This is a genomic window from Cupriavidus sp. 94F1, assembly GCF_057798875.1.
Window position 1 is genome coordinate 605,355 of record NZ_JBYOJT010000002.1, and the last position, 19,521, is coordinate 624,875.

The 19,521-nt window shown below is 64.8% G+C and carries 20 protein-coding genes; all 20 read left to right on the forward strand.

Annotation, left to right across the window (positions count from 1 at the left end; genetic code table 11):
• Positions 1–8 precede the first annotated feature (8 nt).
• The 20 genes from nuoN to AC3FJ6_RS06980 all read left to right on the forward strand — a co-directional run bounded on the left by nuoN (position 9) and on the right by AC3FJ6_RS06980 (position 19,504).
• Positions 9–1,484: an NADH-quinone oxidoreductase subunit NuoN gene (gene nuoN, locus AC3FJ6_RS06885; RefSeq protein ID WP_153947592.1), complete on the forward strand. Its 1,476-nt coding sequence runs from the start codon at positions 9–11 to the stop codon at positions 1,482–1,484.
• Positions 1,485–1,501: 17 nt separating this feature from the next.
• The gene (locus AC3FJ6_RS06890; RefSeq protein ID WP_029050838.1) at positions 1,502–1,810 is read left to right on the forward strand and encodes a DUF2818 family protein; all 309 of its coding nucleotides are present in this window, start codon (positions 1,502–1,504) and stop codon (positions 1,808–1,810) included.
• 40 nt (positions 1,811–1,850) lie between these two features.
• On the forward strand, positions 1,851–2,495 hold the full coding sequence (locus AC3FJ6_RS06895; protein ID WP_488771232.1) for an NUDIX domain-containing protein: 645 nt from the start codon (positions 1,851–1,853) through the stop codon (positions 2,493–2,495).
• A gap of 206 nt (positions 2,496–2,701) precedes the next feature.
• Positions 2,702–3,169, forward strand: a complete 468-nt coding sequence (locus AC3FJ6_RS06900; RefSeq protein WP_066738969.1) for a DUF1178 family protein — start codon at positions 2,702–2,704, stop codon at positions 3,167–3,169.
• A 90-nt stretch (positions 3,170–3,259) separates the two neighbouring features.
• Positions 3,260–4,462 (forward strand): acyl-CoA dehydrogenase family protein, encoded by a 1,203-nt coding sequence (locus AC3FJ6_RS06905; RefSeq protein ID WP_092594657.1) that lies wholly within the window; start codon positions 3,260–3,262, stop codon positions 4,460–4,462.
• A gap of 13 nt (positions 4,463–4,475) precedes the next feature.
• Positions 4,476–5,594 (forward strand): acyl-CoA dehydrogenase family protein, encoded by a 1,119-nt coding sequence (locus tag AC3FJ6_RS06910; RefSeq protein ID WP_488771233.1) that lies wholly within the window; start codon positions 4,476–4,478, stop codon positions 5,592–5,594.
• Positions 5,595–5,658: 64 nt separating this feature from the next.
• The gene (locus tag AC3FJ6_RS06915) at positions 5,659–6,111 is read left to right on the forward strand and encodes a MaoC family dehydratase (protein ID WP_488771234.1); all 453 of its coding nucleotides are present in this window, start codon (positions 5,659–5,661) and stop codon (positions 6,109–6,111) included.
• A gap of 79 nt (positions 6,112–6,190) precedes the next feature.
• Positions 6,191–6,664, forward strand: a complete 474-nt coding sequence (locus AC3FJ6_RS06920; RefSeq protein ID WP_029050832.1) for a MaoC family dehydratase — start codon at positions 6,191–6,193, stop codon at positions 6,662–6,664.
• A 591-nt stretch (positions 6,665–7,255) separates the two neighbouring features.
• On the forward strand, positions 7,256–8,224 hold the full coding sequence (gene cyoA / locus AC3FJ6_RS06925) for a ubiquinol oxidase subunit II (protein WP_029050831.1): 969 nt from the start codon (positions 7,256–7,258) through the stop codon (positions 8,222–8,224).
• A gap of 8 nt (positions 8,225–8,232) precedes the next feature.
• Positions 8,233–10,206, forward strand: coding sequence for a cytochrome o ubiquinol oxidase subunit I (gene cyoB / locus AC3FJ6_RS06930; RefSeq protein WP_092594655.1), 1,974 nt, complete (start codon positions 8,233–8,235; stop codon positions 10,204–10,206).
• Positions 10,207–10,211: 5 nt separating this feature from the next.
• Positions 10,212–10,856 (forward strand): cytochrome o ubiquinol oxidase subunit III, encoded by a 645-nt coding sequence (cyoC, locus tag AC3FJ6_RS06935; RefSeq protein WP_488771236.1) that lies wholly within the window; start codon positions 10,212–10,214, stop codon positions 10,854–10,856.
• The gene (gene cyoD / locus AC3FJ6_RS06940) at positions 10,857–11,207 is read left to right on the forward strand and encodes a cytochrome o ubiquinol oxidase subunit IV (RefSeq protein ID WP_092594651.1); all 351 of its coding nucleotides are present in this window, start codon (positions 10,857–10,859) and stop codon (positions 11,205–11,207) included.
• A gap of 390 nt (positions 11,208–11,597) precedes the next feature.
• Positions 11,598–12,857, forward strand: coding sequence for an urea ABC transporter substrate-binding protein (gene urtA / locus AC3FJ6_RS06945; RefSeq protein ID WP_400391175.1), 1,260 nt, complete (start codon positions 11,598–11,600; stop codon positions 12,855–12,857).
• Positions 12,858–13,057: 200 nt separating this feature from the next.
• The gene (gene urtB / locus AC3FJ6_RS06950; protein WP_488771237.1) at positions 13,058–14,695 is read left to right on the forward strand and encodes an urea ABC transporter permease subunit UrtB; all 1,638 of its coding nucleotides are present in this window, start codon (positions 13,058–13,060) and stop codon (positions 14,693–14,695) included.
• A gap of 1 nt (position 14,696) precedes the next feature.
• Positions 14,697–15,896, forward strand: a complete 1,200-nt coding sequence (gene urtC, locus AC3FJ6_RS06955; protein ID WP_488771239.1) for an urea ABC transporter permease subunit UrtC — start codon at positions 14,697–14,699, stop codon at positions 15,894–15,896.
• A complete protein-coding gene (gene urtD / locus AC3FJ6_RS06960; protein ID WP_092594643.1) occupies positions 15,893–16,741 on the forward strand; it encodes an urea ABC transporter ATP-binding protein UrtD in 849 nt (282 codons plus the stop codon). The genes urtC and urtD overlap by 4 nt, the downstream gene beginning before the upstream one ends.
• Before the next feature lie 2 nt (positions 16,742–16,743).
• Positions 16,744–17,436 carry an urea ABC transporter ATP-binding subunit UrtE gene (urtE, locus tag AC3FJ6_RS06965; RefSeq protein ID WP_153947602.1) on the forward strand — a complete coding sequence of 231 codons (693 nt, stop codon included), beginning with the start codon at positions 16,744–16,746 and terminating at the stop codon, positions 17,434–17,436.
• Positions 17,437–17,540: 104 nt separating this feature from the next.
• Positions 17,541–18,422, forward strand: a complete 882-nt coding sequence (locus tag AC3FJ6_RS06970) for an urease accessory protein UreD (protein ID WP_488771240.1) — start codon at positions 17,541–17,543, stop codon at positions 18,420–18,422.
• 62 nt (positions 18,423–18,484) lie between these two features.
• Positions 18,485–18,787: an urease subunit gamma gene (locus AC3FJ6_RS06975; RefSeq protein WP_092594639.1), complete on the forward strand. Its 303-nt coding sequence runs from the start codon at positions 18,485–18,487 to the stop codon at positions 18,785–18,787.
• 78 nt (positions 18,788–18,865) lie between these two features.
• A complete protein-coding gene (locus AC3FJ6_RS06980) occupies positions 18,866–19,504 on the forward strand; it encodes a HupE/UreJ family protein (RefSeq protein WP_488771241.1) in 639 nt (212 codons plus the stop codon).
• Positions 19,505–19,521 lie beyond the last annotated feature (17 nt).

The window sequence follows — 19,521 nt, forward strand, 5'->3', positions numbered from 1 at the left end:
AAACCAACATGCAATCGTCCTCTAGCCTGGCCCCGGTGGCGCCAATCATTTTCCTGGCGGTCGCCATCGCGGCGATCAACTGGATCGACCTAGCGCGCGGCAAGGGCCGCACCAGCGTGGCATACCCGCTGGCACTGCTGACGACGCTGGTGCTGACCTTCTGGTTTGCACTGGACGCCGCGAACGGCGAGACGCACTACGTGTTCGCCAACCTGGTGGTCGTGGATCCGATGGCCAACGTGCTGTCGGCGTTCTGCTCGCTGGGCATGTTCCTGACGCTTATCTACACGCGCACCTACCTGAGCAACCGCGACATGTTCGCGGGCGAGTTTTACATGCTCGCGCTGTTCACGCTCGGCGGTCAGCTCGTGATGATTACCGGCAACAACTTCCTGACCCTGTATCTGGGCCTGGAACTGCTGTCGCTGTCGTCGTACGCCCTGGTGGCCCTGCGCCGCGACTCGCGCGTGACGTCGGAATCGGCCATCAAGTACTTCGTGCTGGGTGCGCTGGCCTCGGGCTTCCTGCTCTATGGCATGTCGATGATGTACGGCGCCACTGGTTCGCTGAACCTGGGTGAAGTCTTCCGCGTGGTCGAGTCGGGTCGCGTCAACACGACGATGCTGGCCTTCGGCGTGGTGTTCATCGTCGCGGGTGTGTCGTTCAAGCTCGGTGCCGCACCGTTCCACATGTGGATTCCGGACATCTACCAGGGCTCGCCGACTGCGGTGACGCTGCTGATCGCTGCCGGCCCGAAGGTTGCCGCGTTCGCGCTGATCATGCGCCTGCTGGTCGAAGGCCTGCTGCCGCTGGCCGGCGACTGGCAGATGATGCTGGTGGTGCTGTCGGTCGTGTCGCTGCTGATCGGCAACCTGACCGCGATCGTGCAGACCAACCTGAAGCGGATGCTGGCGTATTCCACCATCTCGCACATGGGCTTCATCCTGCTGGGCATGCTGTCCGGCGTGGTGGCGAACAAGGCGGATGGCGCGGCCAATGCCTACAGCGCGTCGATGTTCTACTCGATCACCTACATGCTGACCACGCTCGGCACGTTCGGCCTGATCCTGATCCGGACGCGCAAGGGTTTCGAGGCCGAGACGCTGGACGACCTGAAGGGCATGTCGCGCCGTCATCCGTGGTTTGCGCTGCTGATGCTGGTGATGATGTTCTCGATGGCCGGCATCCCGCCGACCGTCGGCTTCTATGCGAAGCTGGCCGTGCTGTCGGCCGTGGTCAAGGCCGGCATGAGCTGGCTGGCCGTGGTGGCCGTGGTGTTCTCGCTGATCGGCGCGTTCTACTACCTGCGCATCGTGAAGCTGATGTACTTCGACACGCCGGCTGGCGAAGAGCCGCTGGAAGCGTCGGTTGGCGTGCGGTCGGTACTGAGCCTGAACGGCCTGGCCGTGATCCTGCTGGGCCTGTTCCCGGCTGCGCTGATGAACCTGTGCTACCAGGCCATCCGCGCCACGCTGGCTTCGTAACATAACAAGGTGACGACATGAGTTCCTCGGCGGGCGGTTGGTTTGTCATTTTGCTGGCACTGGTCTGTGCCAACCTGCCGTTCGTCAATCAGCGCCTGTTCGCGGCGGTGGGCCTGAAATGGGCCCGCAAGCCGCTGTGGCTGCGGGCCGTGGAACTGTTCGTCTGGTACGTGGTGGCCGGTGTTGCTGGCTTTGCGGTGGAAGCGGGCCTTGGCAACGCATTCCCGCAGGGCTGGCAGTTCTACGCCATCACGGCCTGCATGATGCTGGTGTTTGCCTTCCCGGGCTTCACCTGGCAATACCTGGTCAAACATCGCACGGCCTGAGGGCTTGCCTGCTCCGGTCCGTGCCATCTCCGGAGCGCGCATGACCGACAAGACTCTCCCCGTTTCCTCCCAGTCGTCCGAAGTCTCGGACGACCATCTCCGCGAGACGCCGGTCGCTTCGGCAACCATCCACCGCGGGAAATTCCTGACCCTCAAGCAAGACATCGTGCGCCTGCCCGACGGCAAGCAGGCCGGGCGCGAGTACGTGCTGCATCCGGGCGCGGTCATGATGATCCCGCTGTTCGACGATGGCACCGTGCTGATGGAGCGCCAATTCCGCTATCCGGTGGGCGAAGTCATGCTCGAATTCCCGGCCGGCAAGCTCGACCCGGAAGAGGGCGCGCTGGTGTGCGGCAAGCGCGAACTGCTGGAAGAAACCGGCTACACGGCAGCGCGCTGGGACTACCTGACACGCATCCACCCCGTCATTTCCTATTCGACCGAGTTCATCGACCTGTTCCTGGCACGCGATCTGACGGCCGGCGAGTCGAAGCTCGACGACGGTGAATTCCTTGAGACCTTCGTCACACCTGTCGGACAGGTCATTGACTGGGTGCGGCAAGGCCGCATTACCGACGTGAAGACGATCATCGGCGCGTTCTGGCTGGAGAAAATCGTCTCGGGCAGCTGGCAGCCCGGCGAACAGGCCGAACCGCCGTTCCCGACCGCACGGTCGGCCGGCTAGAACGTCGCTTTGCTGCTAAGCTTGGCGAGGCGCGAACCACGGGTTTTCCCTTGATTTTTAAGGGCTCGGCGCCTAAATAGGCTGCCATCGGCGGGATTGTGTTTCCTACGTATCCTGCCAGGCAAAAACGGCTGCAAAAAAATTAGCACGACCGTTCACAAAATTTCGATTCACGGCTAACATTGCCCCGACGGGCTGGAAAGATCATGAAGGTGCTCGACCTGCGCTGTGCGCAAGACCATCGTTTCGAGGGCTGGTTTGCCTCGGAGGAAGATGCGCAATCGCAGATTTCACGCGACCTCGTCCAATGCCCGGTCTGTGGCGATCATGCGGTCAGCCGCCTGCCCAGCGCGCCGCGCCTGAATCTGTCGGGTGCCACCGCGAAGCCGGCGCCGACGCAGGGCCGCGATGGCGAACCAGGCAAGGCCGAAGCCCGGCAGATGATGCAGGCGCTGCAGGCCCACTACCTGAAGGCCGTGCGGCAGGTGCTGGCGCAGACCGAGGACGTGGGAGACCGCTTCGTGGAGGAAGCGCGGCGCATGCATTACGAGGAGGCGCCCGAACGCGGCATTCGCGGTTCGGCCACCGCCGAGGATGTGCAGGCGCTGGCTGAAGAGGGCATCGACACCTTTCCGCTCATCGTGCCGGACGCATTGAAGCAGACGGCCCACTGAACAAGCATCCTGTGCCCGGTTTTACCAGCGCAGCGATGCGCAGGTAAAACAATCGGCCGGCGCCCGCCGGCACCACCTATGGAGACGGGCATGGATCTCAACTACTCGGCGGCGGACAACGCCTTCCGTCAGGAAGTGCGCAGCTGGCTCGAAGCCAACCTGCCGGCGGAAATCAGCGAAAAGGTGCTCAACCACCGCCGCCCCAACCGCGACGATCTGGTGCGCTGGCACAAGATCCTGGCCGGCAAGGGCTGGTCGGTGCCGCACTGGCCGGTGGAATTCGGCGGTACGGGCTGGAACGCCACGCAACGCCATATCTGGGACGAGGAAAATGCCCGCGTCGGCGCACCCGGCGTCCTGCCGTTCGGTGTGGCGATGGTTGCGCCCGTGATCATGAAGTACGGCAACGCCGAGCAGAAGTCGTACTACCTGCCGCGTATCCTCGACTGCACCGACTGGTGGTGCCAGGGCTATTCGGAGCCCGGCTCGGGTTCCGACCTCGCATCGCTGAAGACGCGTGCCGAACTGACGTCGGATGGCAAGCACTACATCGTGAACGGCCAGAAGACCTGGACCACGCTGGGCCAGCACGCCGACATGATCTTCTGCCTGGTGCGCACCGATCCTGAAGCCAAGAAGCAGGAAGGCATCTCGTTCCTGCTGATCGACATGAAGACGCCCGGTATCACCGTGCGCCCGATCATCATGCTCGACGAAGAGCACGAGGTGAACGAAGTCTTCTTCGACAACGTGAAGGTGCCGGTCGAAAACCGCGTGGGCGAAGAGAACCGCGGCTGGACCTACGCCAAGTACCTGCTGGGCCACGAGCGCACCGGCATTGCCCGCGTGGGCAATTCCAAGCGCGAACTGGGGTTCCTGAAGCGCGTGGCGCGTCAGCAGCAGAAGAACGGCAAGCCGCTGCTGGCCGATCCGGTGTTCGGCGCCAAGGTGGCCGCGCTGGAAATCGAGCTGATGGCGCTGGAAATCACGGTGCTCCGCGTGGTGTCGAGCGAAGCCGCCGGCAAGGGCCCCGGCCCGGAAGCCTCGATGCTCAAGATCAAGGGCACCGAGATCCAGCAAATGCTGACCGAGCTGATGGTGGAGGCCGTGGGTCCGTACGCGCAGCCGTTCGACACCGCCTACCTCGAATGCGAGCACGACCATGCCGTGACCGGCTACGACGATGCCGCGCCGCTGGCCGCCTACTACTTCAACTACCGCAAGACGTCGATCTACGGTGGTTCCAACGAAATTCAAAAGAACATCATCAGCCAGATGATTCTGGGGCTGTGAGGAGACACGCGACATGAACTTCAATCTCAGCGACGAACAGAAGCAGCTGGCCGACGCGATTCGCCGTTTTGTCGAAAAGAGCTACGACTTCGAATCGCGCAAGAAGAACATCAAGACCGAGGCAGGCTACGGTGAGCAGGCGTGGGGCGCCCTGGTGGAACTGGGCCTGACCGCGCTGCCGGTGCCGGAAGCGCAGGGCGGTTTCTCGGGTACGGCCGTCGACATGATGGTGGTGCAGGAGCAGCTGGGCCGTGGCCTGATCGTGGAGCCGTACTTCGCCACCGTGGTGGCCGCGCAGGCGCTGAAGCTGGCCGGCGGCCAGGAGGCGGTGCTGGAGCAGGTGGCCGGCGGCGAGGTGAAGCTGGCCACGGCGTTCAACGAGCCGCAGGCGCGCTACGAACTGAACAACGTGACGGTGACGGCCAAGGGCGGCAAGCTCAACGGTCGCAAGGTGGTGGCGATCCACGGTGCGCAGGCTGACAAGCTGGTGGTGTCGGCCCGTACCGGCGGCGCCCAGTCCGATCGTGATGGCATCTCGCTGTTCCTGGTCGATACGAACGGGGCCGGCGTCAGCGTCAAGGACTACCGCACAATCGACAACCTGCGTGCGGCCGACGTGACGTTTACCGACGCGCCGGCCACGCTGCTCGGTGCCGAAGGCAAGGGCTTTGACGTGCTGGAGGCGACGGCCGACTACGCCGCCGTGCTGCTGTGCGCCGAGGCAGTCGGCGTGATGGACACGCTGAACGCCGCCACGCTCGAATACGCCAAGACGCGCCAGCAGTTCGGCGTGCCGATCGCGCGCTTCCAGGCGCTGCAGCACCGCATGGTGGAAATGTTCATCCATGCCGAGCAGTCGCGTTCGATCACGCTGCTGGCTGCCGCCCGCTTCGAGGAATCGTCGCCGGAAGAACGCCGCCGCTACGTGTCGGCTGCCAAGGCGCGGGTGGGCCAGGCGGCGCGCTCGGTCGGTCAGGAAGCCGTGCAGATTCACGGCGGCATGGGCGTGACCGACGAACTGCCGGCCGCGCACATGTTCAAGCGGCTGACCATGATCAACACGACGTTTGGCGACGTGGACCATCACCTGGGCCGCTTCGCAAGCCAGCCGGGCTTCCAGGAAGCCGCCTGACCGTAGTGTTTGACCTGAACCGCGCCGGCGACCCCGAGCGCGGTTTTTTGCTTTGGAGCCCACGATGTCCAACAAGATGTACTTCGAAGACTATGTCGTCGGCAGCGAGATCCCGCTTGGCAGCTACCACGTTACCGAGGAGGAGATCCTCGCGTTTGCGCGCCAATACGATCCCCAGCCGTTCCACATCGACAAGGCCGCGGCGGAAAGCAGCATCTACGGTGGCCTGATTTCCAGCGGCTGGATGACCTGCGGCATCATCATGCGGCTGCTGGTACAGTCGATGGGCGACCGCTCGACCAGCATGGGGTCTCCCGGCGTGGACGAGGTGCGCTGGATCAAGCCGGTCTATGCCGGCGACACGCTGAGCGCCGTGCTGAAGATCCTGGAGAAGCGCCCGTCCAGCACGAAGCCCGACCGCGGGGTGGTGATGACGCAGTGGGTGGGCACCAACCAGAAGGGCGAGGTGGTGTGTACGGTCAAGGGCATGGGCATGTACAAGCGCCGTCCGGCCTGAGGCCGGTGCGGGCGCGGCAGGAAGCCACGCAGCCAGGCAACAAGGCGACAAGACGACAAGACAATAGGAGACAAGTCATATGCGCACCATTGCATCGCTGGAAGAGCTGGAGTCCCTCCAGGGCCAGGAAGTGGCCGTCAGCGACTGGTCCGAAATCACGCAGCAGCAGGTGAACCTGTTTGCCGAGGCGACGGGCGATCATCAGTGGATCCACGTCGACGTCGAGCGCGCCAAGCGGGAGTCGCCATTCGGCGCCCCGGTGGCGCATGGGTTCCTGACGTTGTCGCTACTGCCGCAGTTCATGCAGAACGCCATCCACATGGAAGGCGTCAAGATGGGCGTCAACTACGGGCTGAACCGGGTGAGGTTCACCTCGCCGGTGCCGGTCGGCAGCAAGCTGCGCGCGCGCGTGAAGCTGCTCAAGGTCGAGCGGCTCGATCCGTTGCCAAACGGCCTGCTCGGCGCTCAGTCGACCTGGGAAGTCACCATCGAACGCGAGGGCAGCGATCGCCCCGTCTGCGTGGCGGAATCGATCAGCCGGCGCTACTCCTAGCCGTTGCAGGGGTGCAGCGGAGCGGGGCCGCTAGAACGCGGCCCCTTTCTTTTGTCCAGAAGAATCGCATGACAAATACGTTCACGACGTGATCTGTTTCCTTTGCGCGACATCAAGAACATTGTCCGGTTAAAAGAACAGTGTTTCCGTTGTGTTTGGGTTTACCCGCAATGTTGCGTTGCGGTACATTCGCGCCCAACGATGTTTTAAGTAATGCGATATCCGCTCGGAGACCGTGCTCGCTGCGCTGGCGGGTCGGTCAAAAGCAGGCGGAAATCGCGTGAGCATCGTGACACAACGCTTGTCCCGGTGGCTGCTCCGAACCGGGAACGATCGCAGTTCAGGCAGTCGGTTACCTCAGCGCACGCTTCCGCCCCCGGCGTTTCGCGCACGCAGTCGTCAGTTGCTGTCCAGCCGCGCTCACGGCGTTGCCCGGCCGCATGGTCCGCCGGTGCTTGCTCGCCCCATCAACGCTTGCGCCAGCTTTGGACACGTCCCCGGTTTTTCCCAGCCCAGCCAGCCCGTTGCCTCGTGCAGCAGGCGGCAGTGCCTCGCTTGTGCACAGGCGTGGCGCAACCAGACCGTCGTGACATGAACACATCAACAATGCCGCGCCTGATGCGGTACCTGCCTTGCCTTGGCCTGCTCCTGCTGGCCGGCTGCGACTACGCGCTGATGAACCCGAAGGGGCAAGTCGGCGTCGACATCAAGGGCATCATCCTGATCGCCACCTGGCTGATGCTGCTGGTCGTGGTGCCGGTGATCATCCTGACGATCGTGTTCGCGTGGAAGTATCGCGCCAGCAACACGTCGGCCACCTACGACCCGGACTGGTCGCACTCGACCAAGATCGAAGTCGTGGTCTGGCTGATTCCCTGCCTGATCATCATCGCGCTGGGCATCATCACCTGGAAGTCGTCGCACGATCTCGATCCCTACAAGCCGCTGGAGTCGAACGTCAAGCCGGTGCAGGTCGAAGCCGTGGCGATGAACTGGAAATGGCTGTTCATTTATCCGGAACTGAAGATCGCGACGGTCAACCAGCTGGCGCTGCCGGTGAACACGCCGGTGAACTTCAAGATCACGTCGGATTCGATCATGAATTCGTTCTTCATCCCGCAACTGGGCAGCCAGGTGTACGCCATGGCCGGGATGGAGACCAAGCTGCACCTCATCGCCAATGAAGCCGGCACGTACGACGGCATGTCCGCCAACTACAGCGGCGGCGGCTTCTCGGGCATGAAGTTCAAGACCATCGCGATGTCGAACTTCGACTTCGACAAGTGGGTGGAACAGGTGCGCGCGTCCAGCAAGCAGCTCGGTGCCGAGGACTACAAGGTCCTGGCCAAGCCGAGCGAAGCAGATCCGGTGACGTACTTCGGCAAGATCGAAGACGGCCTGTTTACCGGCATCCTGCATCAATACATGGGGCACGACGGCCGTGCCATGGCCCGCGAAGGTTTCGATGGCGGTCCGGTCTGCACGTCGCGTAACACGCTTGGCGAAGAGCGTGTATCCATGACCACGCCGGCCAAGCCGGCCGTGGGCGCGCAAATCTAGGAGCAATGATGTTTGGCAAATTGAGTTTGTCGGCGATTCCGTTTCATGAGCCGATCATCATGATCACGCTGAGCTGCGTGGCCCTTGGCGGGCTGGGGCTGCTCGGCGCGATCACGTATTTCAAGAAGTGGAACTACCTGTGGGTCGAATGGATCACTTCGGTCGACCACAAGCGCATCGGCGTGATGTACTCGCTGGTGGCGCTGATCATGCTGCTGCGCGGCTTTGCCGACGCCATCATGATGCGTACCCAGCTGGCGGTTGCCACCAACGGCGCCACCGGCTTCCTGCCGCCCGAGCACTATGACCAGGTGTTCACGGCCCACGGCGTGATCATGATCTTCTTCGTGGCCATGCCGCTGATGACGGGCCTGATGAACCTCGTGGTGCCGCTGCAGATCGGCGCGCGCGACGTGGCGTTCCCGTTCCTGAACACGCTGAGCTTCTGGCTGTTCGTGGCCGGCGCGCTGCTGGTCAACATCTCGCTGGGGGTTGGCGAATTCGCGCGTACGGGCTGGCTGGCCTATCCGCCGCTGTCGGGCCTGGACTACAGCCCGGGCGTGGGGGTGGACTACTACCTCTGGTCCTTGCAGATTTCAGGGTTGGGCACGCTGCTGACCGGCGTGAACTTCCTGGTGACGATCCTGAAGATGCGCGCCCCGGGCATGACCCTGATGCGCATGCCGGTGTTCACGTGGACGGTCTTCTGCACCAACGTGCTGATCGTGGCCGCCTTCCCGGTGCTGACGGTGTCGCTGGCCCTGCTGGGTCTGGACCGTTACTTCGACATGCACTTCTTCACGAACGACGGCGGCGGCAACGCCATGATGTACGTGAACCTGATCTGGATCTGGGGCCACCCCGAGGTCTACATCCTGGTGCTGCCGGCATTCGGTATCTTCTCGGAAATCATCGCCACGTTCTCGGGCAAGAAGCTGTTCGGCTACAAGTCGATGGTTTATGCAACGAGCGCGATCATGGTGCTGTCGTTCATCGTGTGGCTGCACCACTTCTTCACGATGGGCTCCGGCGCCAACGTGAACGCGTTCTTCGGCATCACGACGATGATCATCTCGATCCCGACGGGCGTGAAGATCTTCAACTGGCTGTTCACGATGTACCGTGGCCGCGTGCAGTTCACGTCGCCGGTGCTGTGGACGCTGGGCTTCATGATCACGTTCGTGATCGGCGGCATGACCGGCGTGCTGATGGCCGTGCCCGCAGCGGACTTCGTGCTGCATAACAGTCTGTTCCTGATTGCCCACTTCCACAACGTGATCATCGGCGGCGTGCTGTTCGGCTACCTGGCCGGCATCACCTACTGGTGGCCGAAGGCGTTCGGCTTCAAGCTGAACGAGCGTCTGGGCAAGTGCGCGTTCTGGTGCTGGATCGTCGGTTTCTACTTCGCCTTCATGCCGCTGTACGTGCTGGGCCTGATGGGCATGACCCGTCGTCTGAACCACACGAACAACCCGGAATGGACGCCGTGGCTGCATCTGGCCGTGGTGGGCGTGGTTTTCGTGGCACTGGGCATCTTCTTCCAGGTGCTGCAGATCGTCGTGTCGATCCGCGACCGCAAGAAGCTGGCCGACGTGACGGGCGACCCGTGGGGTGGCCGTACGCTGGAATGGGCCACGTCGTCGCCGCCGCCGTTCTACAACTTCGCGCACACCCCGGTGGTGCGTGACCTGGACGCGTTCGCCGACATGAAGGCCCGTGGCGAGAAGCTGCCGACCAGTGGCTTCGAGCAGATCCACATGCCGAAGAACACGGCTGCCGGCTTCTACATGGGTGCCTGGAGCCTGGCGCTGGGCTTCGCGCTGATCTGGCACATCTGGTGGCTTGCCGCCGTTGGCCTGGTCGGCATGGTGGTGGCGTTCATCCGTCGCGCCAACGATGACCACATCGACTACTACGTGCCGGCCGCCGAGGTCGAGCAGATCGAAACCCGCTACCAGCAGCGTGTGGCTGCACAGGGCTGATAACGATGTCGACAGAAGTTCTTGACCGCTTTGGGGCGCAAGCCCCCGCGCATGCGCACTCGCACGACGAGTCGCATGACCACGCCCATCACGACACCAGCGAGAACACCATCTTCGGTTTCTGGCTGTACCTGATGAGCGACTGCATCCTGTTCGCGTGCCTGTTCGCCGCGTTCGCCGTCCTGCGCGGCGAAGTGGCGGGTGGCCCGTCGGGCAAGGAGCTGTTCGAGCTCAACTACGTGCTCGTGGAAACGGCAATCCTGCTGTTCTCGTCGATCACCTACGGCTTTGCCATGATGTCGATGCAGAACCAGCAGCGCGGCCGCGTGATGTTCTGGCTGGCCGTGACGTTCCTGCTGGGCGCAGGCTTCATGGCGATGGAAATCAACGAGTTCGCGCACCTGATCCATGAAGGTGCCGGCCCGAGCCGCAGCGCCTTCCTGTCGTCGTTCTTCACGCTCGTGGGCACCCACGGCCTGCACGTGGCAAGCGGCATGCTGTGGATGCTCGTGCTGATGTACCAGCTGTCGAAGAAGGGCCTGACCCCGGCCGTGGCCAAGCGCCTGAACTGCCTCAGCCTGTTCTGGCACTTCCTGGACGTGGTCTGGATCGGTGTGTTCACCGTGGTCTACCTGATGGGAGCAATGTAAATGGCACAGCAACACGCAAGCGCCGCCCATGGCGCGTCGCATGGCCACAGCAGCGTCAAGTCGTATGTGATCGGCTTCGTGCTGGCGGTGATCCTGACCGTGATCCCGTTCAAGATCGTGATGGACGGCTCGATCGACCGCGCCACCACGCTCTGGATCATCCTGGGCATGGCCGTGGTGCAGATCATCGTGCACCTGAAGTACTTCCTGCACCTGGACGGCTCGGATGGCCAGAAGTGGAACGTGATGGCACTGCTGTTCACCGTCCTGATCCTGTTCATCGTGCTGGCCGGCTCGCTCTGGATCATGCACAACATGAACGCCAACATGATGCCGTGGATGAGCAAGTGACCGTCGTCACCGGTATCTGAAGAAACGGGGCCCCTGCGGCCCCGTTTTTTATTGCATTTTTCCCCGGCCGCTTCAGGCCGCGGCGGGAGGGTGGGGCCGTGGGCCTCCCATCCGAAATCTTGCCGCTGGTGCGCCGCGCACCGATCCCCTTCCAGCCGTGCACCGCATCGGGCCGATGCACGTCGCCGGTGCATGCGTCCGTTCCTGCCCCTTCGCCCGCCCGGCACCTTACTGGTGCGCCCCTGCTCCGTCCCATCCGATTTGTCTCGCCGCCGTTGCCTGGCAACGGTTTGCGGTCGTTGCCGGGCTTGGCACGCAAGTTGCAGAAGCGTTACCCGGGGTGCGTAGTCCCTGACCACATACGACAAATTGGACAGAATGGGAGCTGCAATGAAACGACGTGACATGCTGAAGCTGTCGGCAGTAGCCGCCGCGGCGATGATCGGTACCAGCCCGCTGATGGCGCAGACGAAGGAACCGATCAAGGTCGGCATCCTGCATTCGCTGTCGGGCACCATGGCCATCTCCGAGACTTCGCTCAAGGACGTGGCGCTGATGACGATCGACGAGATCAACAAGAGCGGCGGCGTGCTGGGCCGCAAGCTCGAGCCCGTGGTGGTCGACCCCGCTTCCAACTGGCCGCTGTTCGCCGAGAAGGCCCGCCAGCTGATCACCAAGGACAAGGTAGCCGTGACGTTCGGCTGCTGGACGTCCGTGTCGCGCAAGTCGGTGCTGCCGGTCTATGAAGAGACCAACGCGTTGCTGTTCTACCCGGTGCAGTACGAAGGCGAGGAAATGTCCAAGAACGTGTTCTACACGGGTGCCGCGCCGAACCAGCAGGCCATCCCGGCCGTGGAATACCTGATGAGCAAGGAGGGCGGCGGCGCCAAGCGCTTCTTCCTGCTGGGCACCGACTACGTGTATCCGCGCACCACCAACAAGATCCTGCGCGCGTTCCTGAAGAGCAAGGGCGTGGCCGACAAGGACATCGAAGAGGTCTACACCCCGTTTGGCCATAGCGACTACCAGACCATCGTCGCCAACATCAAGAAGTTCTCGCAGGGCGGCAAGACGGCCGTGATCTCGACGATCAACGGCGACTCCAACGTGCCGTTCTACAAGGAACTGGGCAACGCCGGCCTGAAGGCCAAGGACGTGCCGGTGGTGGCCTTCTCGGTGGGCGAGGAAGAACTGCGCGGCATCGACACCAAGCCGCTGGTGGGCCACCTGGCCGCCTGGAACTACTTCATGTCGGTCAAGAACGGCGAGAACGACGCGTTCAAGAAGCAGTGGGCGGCATGGGTCAAGGCCAACAACCTGCCCGGCGGCGACAAGCGCGTGACCAACGACCCGATGGAAGCCACCTACGTCGGTATCCACATGTGGGCCCAGGCCGTGAAGAAGGCCGGCACCACCGACGTGGACAAGGTGCGCGCCGCCATGTACGGCCAGACCTTCAAGGCGCCGGACGGCTTCACGCTGACCATGGGCGACAACCATCACCTGTACAAGCCCGTGATGATCGGCGAAGTGAAGGGCGACGGCCAGTTCAACGTGGTCTGGAAAACGCCGAAGCCGATCCGTGCGCAGCCGTGGAGCCCGTTCATCGCGGGTAACGAAGGCAAGGCCGACAAGGTCGGCGGAAACTAAGCGCTGCCGACCGTTGTTATGCGCTCCCCTCTCCCATGCAGTGGGAGAGGGGTGGGGGCGAGGGTAAAACCTCTCAAGATGCGAGTGCGGCGATTTGACCTGCCGTGCCCTCACCCCCGGCCCCTCTCCCGCAGGCGGGAGAGGGGAGCAAGGACAAGAACAATACTAGACGCGATCCATCGCGCGAACCAGGCTCCTGAATGCACCGACCCAATATCCGCTCGTGGCTGCGCGCCATGCTCGCCGCGTTGCTGCTGGCTGCTGCCCCGCTCTGGGCCGCCACGCCGCTCACGCAGGCCGACCTGAAGCCGCTGGCCGAGGACGACTTCGACGCCAAGACCGCCGCGCTTGCCAAAGTCACGCAGGCGCCGGCCGAACAGGCCGGTCCGATCCTGAAGGCACTGCAGGACGATGCGCTGCAGTACGAGCCATCGGTCGGCATGGTGCGCCAGGAGGGTGACAAGTATCTCGATGCCATCAGCGGCAAGCCCGTCGCCGTGAAGAGCGACGCGCTGGAATCGCTGACGCTGAACAACAGCCTGCGCACCATCGTCGACAGCGCCGCCAGCAGCCTGCTGCTGCAGTCGCCGGACATCGCGGTACGCACGCAGGCCATCAACACGCTGCTCGACCAGCCCGGGAACGCGTCGCGCGAGGCGGTCGAGGCCGCCCGCAAGGCCGAGGCCGATGCCGGGCTGCGTGCCCGCCTGGACGTGATCTGGGCCAATACCGTACTGGCCCAGGGCACCGAGGCCCCTCGCGACGCACGGCTCGATGCCATCCGCATCCTGGGCAGCGACAGCAACCCGCAGTCGCGCCAGAAGCTGATGCCGCTGATGGAAAAGGACGATGCCGGCAAATACAAGGAAGCCGACGAGGGCGTGCGCGTGGCCGCCCAGCAGGCCATCGACCAGATGCGCAGCGAACAGCGCCGCGCCGAACTGCTGGGCAACCTGTTCGCCGGCCTGAGTCTGGGCAGCGTGCTGCTGCTGGCGGCGCTGGGCCTGGCCATCACGTATGGCCTGATCGGCGTCATCAACATGGCGCACGGCGAATTCCTGATGATTGGCGCCTATGCCACGTACGTGGTGCAGACGCTGTTCCGCGCCTATGCGCCCAATGCGTTCGACTGGTATCTGGTGGCGGCGCTGCCGGCCTCGTTCCTGGCGGCTGGCGTGGTTGGCTTCGCACTGGAGCGGATCGTGCTGCGGCATCTGTACGGCCGCCCGCTGGAAACGCTGCTGGCCACGTTCGGTATCAGCCTGCTGCTGATGCAGGCCGTGCGCACGATCTTCGGCGCGCAGAACGTGGAGGTGGCCAATCCGGTGTGGATGAGCGGCGGCTTCGATGCGATGGCCGGGCTCGTGATCCCGTACAACCGCGTGGTCATCATCCTGTTCGCGCTGGCCGTGGTGGCCGTGGCGTGGGCCGTGCTGAACCGTACCCGTCTGGGCCTGTTCGTGCGCGCCACGACGCAGAACCGCACCATGGCGGCCTGCGTGGGCGTGCGCACGTGGAAGGTGGACAGCTACGCGTTTGCGTTCGGCGCCGGCATTGCCGGGCTGGGCGGCTGCGCGCTGTCGCAGATCGGCAATGTGGGCCCCGACCTGGGGCAGGCGTACATCATCGATTCGTTCATGGTCGTGGTGCTGGGCGGGGTGGGGCAGCTGGCCGGCACCATCGTCGGGGCATTCGGCCTGGGCATCATCAACAAGTTCATCGAGCCGTTCTACGGCGCGGTGCTGGCCAAGATCTTCGTCCTCGTGCTGATCGTGCTGTTCATCCAGAAGCGGCCGCAGGGACTTTTCGCGCTCAAGGGGCGCAGCGCGGAGGCCTGACATGAGCAGCTTTTCCTCTTCATCCCGCAAGGCGTTCAAGCTGTCGGTGCCGGAGCGCCAGCCGCTGTTCTCGGGCCGCGTATGGACGCTGCTGGTGCTGCTGACCGTGGTCGTGGCCATCGGTGTGCCCATCTGCGCGCTGGTGCTGCCGGAGACCCATCCGCTGCACCTGTCGGCCTACGCGCTGACGCTGTTCGGCAAGATCATGTGCTTTGCGCTGGCGGCCATCGCGCTGGACCTGGTGTGGGGCTACTGCGGCATCCTGAGCCTGGGCCACGGCCTGTTCTTCGCCCTGGGCGGCTATGCGATGGGCATGTACCTGATGCGCTCGATCGGCCGCGAGGGGGTCTACAAGAGCGACCTGCCCGACTTCATGGTGTTCCTGGACTGGAAGGAACTGCCTTGGTTCTGGCACGGCACCGAGCACCTGCCGTATGCGCTGCTGCTGGTGGTGCTGGTACCCGGCGTGCTGGCGTGGCTGTTCGGCTTCTTCGCGTTCCGGTCGCGCATCAAGGGCGTGTACCTGTCGATCATCACGCAGGCCATGACCTATGCCGCGATGCTGCTGTTCTTCCGCAATGAGACGGGATTCGGCGGCAACAACGGCTTCACGGACTTCAAGCGCATCGCCGGCTTCGCGGTGGCCGCGCCGCAGACCCGCGCCGCCCTGTTCGTGCTGACCTTTCTGGCGCTGGTGGCCGGCTTCGTTGCGTGCCGCTACATCGTCACGTCGAAGCTGGGCCGCGTGGTGACCGCCGTGCGCGACGCCGAAACGCGCGTGATGTTCTCGGGCTACAACCCGCTGGGCTACAAGCTGTTCGTCTGGACGTTCTCGGCCGTGCTGTGCGGCATTGCGGGCGCGCTGTACGTGCCGCAGGTGGGCATCATCAACCCGGGCGAGATGTCGCCGGCGAACTCGATCGAGATGGCCGTATGGGTTGCCGTGGGTGGCCGCGGCACCCTGATCGGGCCCATCGTCGGCGCGTTCCTGGTGAACGGCGCCAAGACCATGTTCACGGCCTACTTTGCCGAGTACTGGCTGTTCCTGCTCGGCGCGATGTTCGTGCTGGTGACGCTGTACCTGCCCGATGGCGTGGTGGGGCTGGTGCGGCGCCTGCGGGGCCAGCGCACCGCCGCGGAAAAGATCGAGGCGGCCACCGATGAAGCGGCGGTGGCGCCGCAACAAGGGAGCAACGCATGAACGCCGCGCTGGGACTGCAACAGGCAGAGAGCGGAGACGCCACCGGCCTGGGCCGCATCGTCGAACCCGGTGTCATCGACACCACGCACGGGCCCATCCTCTATATCGAGGACCTGACCGTGCAGTTCGACGGCTTCCGCGCGCTGAACAAGCTGTCGCTGTCGATAGACCATGGCGAACTGCGCTGCGTGATCGGCCCGAACGGCGCCGGCAAGACGACCATGATGGACGTCATCACCGGCAAGACCGGGCCGCGCAACGCGAACGTCACGGGACGCGTGTTCCTCGGCCAGACCATCGACCTGATGCGGATGACCGAGCCGAAGATCGCCCAGACCGGCATCGGCCGCAAGTTCCAGAAGCCCACCGTGTTCGAGCAGCACGCGGTATGGGAGAACCTGGAACTGGCGATGAAGGCCGACAAGCGCTGGTGGTCGTCGCTGCGGGCGCGGCTGACCGGCGAAGGACACCGCCGGATCGAGGAAACCCTGGCGCTGACGGGCCTGGAGGACGAGGCCTACCGGCCCGCCGGCCTGCTGTCGCACGGCCAGAAGCAGCGGCTGGAGATCGGCATGCTGCTGATGCAGCAGCCGCAGCTGCTGCTGCTCGATGAGCCCGTGGCCGGCATGACCGACGAGGAAACCATGCAACTGGCGGCGCTGCTCAACAGCCTGCGCGGCAGCTGCTCGATGATGGTCGTGGAGCACGACATGGAGTTCGTGGCCGCGCTGGCGGGCGATGCCGGCCGGGTGACGGTGCTGGCCGAAGGCAGTTTGCTGGCCGAGGGCACCCTCGACGCCGTCAAGCGCGACGAGCGCGTGATCGAATCCTACCTGGGAAGATAACCATGCTGCAGGTCAATGCACTGAACCAGTTTTACGGCGGCAGCCACATCCTGCGCGATGTGTCGTTCGAGGTGCCGCACGGCAAGCTGACGACGCTGCTGGGCCGCAACGGCGTGGGCAAGAGCACGCTGCTCAAATGCCTGATGGGCGTGGTGCCCACGCGCAGCGGCAGCGTCAGCTGGGACGGCAAGGCGCTGGAGAAGAAGGCGCCCTATGAGCGCGTATCGGCCGGGCTGGCCTACGTGCCGCAGGGCCGGGAGATCTTTCCGCGCCTGAGCGTCGAGGAAAACCTGCTGATCGGCGCCGCCAGCCGGGGCAAGCCGGCCGGCGTACCCGACCGCATCTACGAGCTGTTTCCCGTGCTGCGCACGATGCGCCAGCGCCGGGGCGGCGACCTGTCGGGCGGGCAGCAGCAACAGCTGGCCATCGGCCGCGCGCTGATGAGCGAGCCTCAGCTGCTGATTCTTGACGAGCCGACCGAGGGCATCCAGCCGTCGATCATCCAGGACATCGGCCGCGCGCTGCGCCTGCTGGTGGACGAATTCGGCATGACCGTGCTGCTGGTGGAGCAGTACTACGAATTCGCGCGCCATCTGGCCGATCATTACGTGGTGATGAGCCGGGGCGAAGTGGTGGCCAAGGGCGCGGGGGCGACGATGGAACAGGACGGCGTGCGGGAACTGATCGCGGTGTGATGCCCCGCCGACGGCACGCGCGTTGCCGCGCCTTCCGGTGACGGCGGCCGCGCGCTATGATCCGTGGGATACCTCCGCGCGCGCCCGCGCCTGCCTTCTTCATCATGCGTCATCCGGATTTTCCTTCGTCACTCGCCATGCCTGCTGGATGGCACGCCAGCCTGCGCCTGCGCTTTGCAGACCGCGCGGGCCGCACCGCCATGGTCGAGCGCCGGCACGAGGGGCCGTTGCGCGTGCAGAAGCCGCTCTACCCCGAAGGGGCCATCTGTCATGGCGTGGTGCTGCACCCGCCGGCCGGCGTGGCAGGGGGTGATCTGCTCGATATCGACATCGCCGTGGAAGCCGGCGCGCACGCCGTGCTGGCGACGCCGGGCGCCACCAAGTGGTACAAGTCGCAGGGCCGCGACGCGGCGCAGCAGGTGCGTATCGAAGTGGCCGAAGGGGCCCGGCTGGACTGGCTGCCGCAGGAGAACATCGTGTTCGACGATGCCCGGGCGCGCATTGCCACCGACGTGGTGGTGGCGCCCGGCGGCAGCGCCATCGGCTGGGACGCCGTGGTGCTGGGCCGGCTGGCTTCGGGCGAGCATTGGGTGCGCGGTTCGCTGCGGCTCGATACACGTATTGCCGGCCTGGACGGTGCGCTGTGGATCGAGCAATCGCTTCTCGACGCCGGCTCGCCATTGCGCGGCGCGCTGGCCGGCATGGACGGCCTGCCCATCCTGGCCACGCTGTGGGCCGTGGGGCAGGGCGCCACGCAGGAACTGGCCGAATCGCTGGCCGAACGGTTGCCGTATCGCCCGGACCTCCGGGCCGGCGTGACCTGCCTGGCAGGCCGTGGGCAACCGGCAAGCCAGTCGATGCTGCTGGTCCGCGTGCTGGGCCGCGACATGGAGGCGGTGCGCCACCTGATGATCGATTGCTGGAATACCCTGCGCATGCCGATCCACGGCGTGCCGGCCCGGCCCCTGCGGCTCTGGGCCACCTGACGGCACATCAACAAGAACGCCAGCAAGAACGCCAACAAGAACACCAGAACGGAAAAGCCAACATGGAACTGACGCCGCGCGAGAAAGACAAGCTGCTGATCTTCACCGCCGCCCTGCTGGCCGAGCGCCGCCGGGCGCGCGGGCTCAAGCTCAACTACCCCGAGTCGGTGGCGCTGATCACCGCCGCCATCATGGAAGGCGCGCGGGATGGCCGCACCGTGGCCGAACTGATGCACGAAGGCACCACGGTGCTGCGCCGCGAGGACGTCATGGACGGCGTGGCCGAGATGATTCCGGAAATCCAGGTGGAAGCCACGTTCCCGGACGGCACCAAGCTGGTCACCGTGCACCACCCGATCGTCTGAAGCCCATCCCCGGCCCATCCCCGGCCCATCCCGGCCCATCGCCCGAACCGAACGCTCAACAAGAAGAGGACCAACCCTATGCAACGCCCGACTTTCGCCCGCGTCATGACCGGCGCCACGCTCTCGCTGGCCGCCGTCTCCGCCTTCGCCCACCCCGGCCACGACGCCGCCACGGTCGGCGCCAGCCTGTTCGCCGGCCTGGCCCACCCGTTCACCGGTGCCGACCACCTGCTGGCGATGGCCGCCGTTGGAGTCTGGAGCGCACTGATCGCCACGCCGAACGGTGCCTTCGGCCAGGGGGCGTCGAAGCTGGACATGCTGCGCCTGCCGCTGGCCTTCGTCGCGATGATGCTGGTGGGCGCCGCGCTGGGGCTGGCCGGGGTGACGCTGCCGGCCGTGGAGCCGATGATCGCGGTCTCGCTGCTCGTGATCGGCCTGCTGGTGGCGATGCGTGCGAAGCTGCCGGCGCTGTCCGGCATGGCCATCGTCGGCGGCTTTGCGCTGTTCCACGGCTACGCGCACGGTGCGGAGCTGCCGGCCACCGCGGCGGCGCTGCCCGGCGTGCTGGCCTATGTGGGCGGCTTTGCCGTCAGCACGATGACGCTGCATGTGATGGGTATTGGCGTTGGCGCGTTCCTGCGTCGCCATGCGGGCTGGATGGCACGCGTGGCCGGGGCGGGCGTGGCGCTGTATGGCGTTGGCCTGCTGGTGGCCTGACGTTCGCAAAGGAGCCA

Bases quoted from the DNA above. Each gene is read 5' to 3' on its own strand.
- urtA (WP_400391175.1), top strand. From the start codon at position 11,598: ATGAAACGACGTGACATGCTGAAGCTGTCGGCAGTAGCCGCCGCGGCG.
- cyoC (WP_488771236.1), top strand. From the start codon at position 10,212: ATGTCGACAGAAGTTCTTGACCGCTTTGGGGCGCAAGCCCCCGCGCAT.
- AC3FJ6_RS06920 (WP_029050832.1), top strand. From the start codon at position 6,191: ATGCGCACCATTGCATCGCTGGAAGAGCTGGAGTCCCTCCAGGGCCAG.
- cyoD (WP_092594651.1), top strand. From the start codon at position 10,857: ATGGCACAGCAACACGCAAGCGCCGCCCATGGCGCGTCGCATGGCCAC.
- AC3FJ6_RS06970 (WP_488771240.1), top strand. From the start codon at position 17,541: ATGCGTCATCCGGATTTTCCTTCGTCACTCGCCATGCCTGCTGGATGG.
- urtC (WP_488771239.1), top strand. From the start codon at position 14,697: ATGAGCAGCTTTTCCTCTTCATCCCGCAAGGCGTTCAAGCTGTCGGTG.
- AC3FJ6_RS06910 (WP_488771233.1), top strand. From the start codon at position 4,476: ATGAACTTCAATCTCAGCGACGAACAGAAGCAGCTGGCCGACGCGATT.
- AC3FJ6_RS06980 (WP_488771241.1), top strand. From the start codon at position 18,866: ATGCAACGCCCGACTTTCGCCCGCGTCATGACCGGCGCCACGCTCTCG.
- urtD (WP_092594643.1), top strand. From the start codon at position 15,893: ATGAACGCCGCGCTGGGACTGCAACAGGCAGAGAGCGGAGACGCCACC.
- AC3FJ6_RS06900 (WP_066738969.1), top strand. From the start codon at position 2,702: ATGAAGGTGCTCGACCTGCGCTGTGCGCAAGACCATCGTTTCGAGGGC.
- AC3FJ6_RS06975 (WP_092594639.1), top strand. From the start codon at position 18,485: ATGGAACTGACGCCGCGCGAGAAAGACAAGCTGCTGATCTTCACCGCC.
- AC3FJ6_RS06890 (WP_029050838.1), top strand. From the start codon at position 1,502: ATGAGTTCCTCGGCGGGCGGTTGGTTTGTCATTTTGCTGGCACTGGTC.
- nuoN (WP_153947592.1), top strand. From the start codon at position 9: ATGCAATCGTCCTCTAGCCTGGCCCCGGTGGCGCCAATCATTTTCCTG.
- AC3FJ6_RS06915 (WP_488771234.1), top strand. From the start codon at position 5,659: ATGTCCAACAAGATGTACTTCGAAGACTATGTCGTCGGCAGCGAGATC.
- AC3FJ6_RS06895 (WP_488771232.1), top strand. From the start codon at position 1,851: ATGACCGACAAGACTCTCCCCGTTTCCTCCCAGTCGTCCGAAGTCTCG.
- urtE (WP_153947602.1), top strand. From the start codon at position 16,744: ATGCTGCAGGTCAATGCACTGAACCAGTTTTACGGCGGCAGCCACATC.
- cyoB (WP_092594655.1), top strand. From the start codon at position 8,233: ATGTTTGGCAAATTGAGTTTGTCGGCGATTCCGTTTCATGAGCCGATC.
- cyoA (WP_029050831.1), top strand. From the start codon at position 7,256: ATGAACACATCAACAATGCCGCGCCTGATGCGGTACCTGCCTTGCCTT.
- urtB (WP_488771237.1), top strand. From the start codon at position 13,058: ATGCACCGACCCAATATCCGCTCGTGGCTGCGCGCCATGCTCGCCGCG.
- AC3FJ6_RS06905 (WP_092594657.1), top strand. From the start codon at position 3,260: ATGGATCTCAACTACTCGGCGGCGGACAACGCCTTCCGTCAGGAAGTG.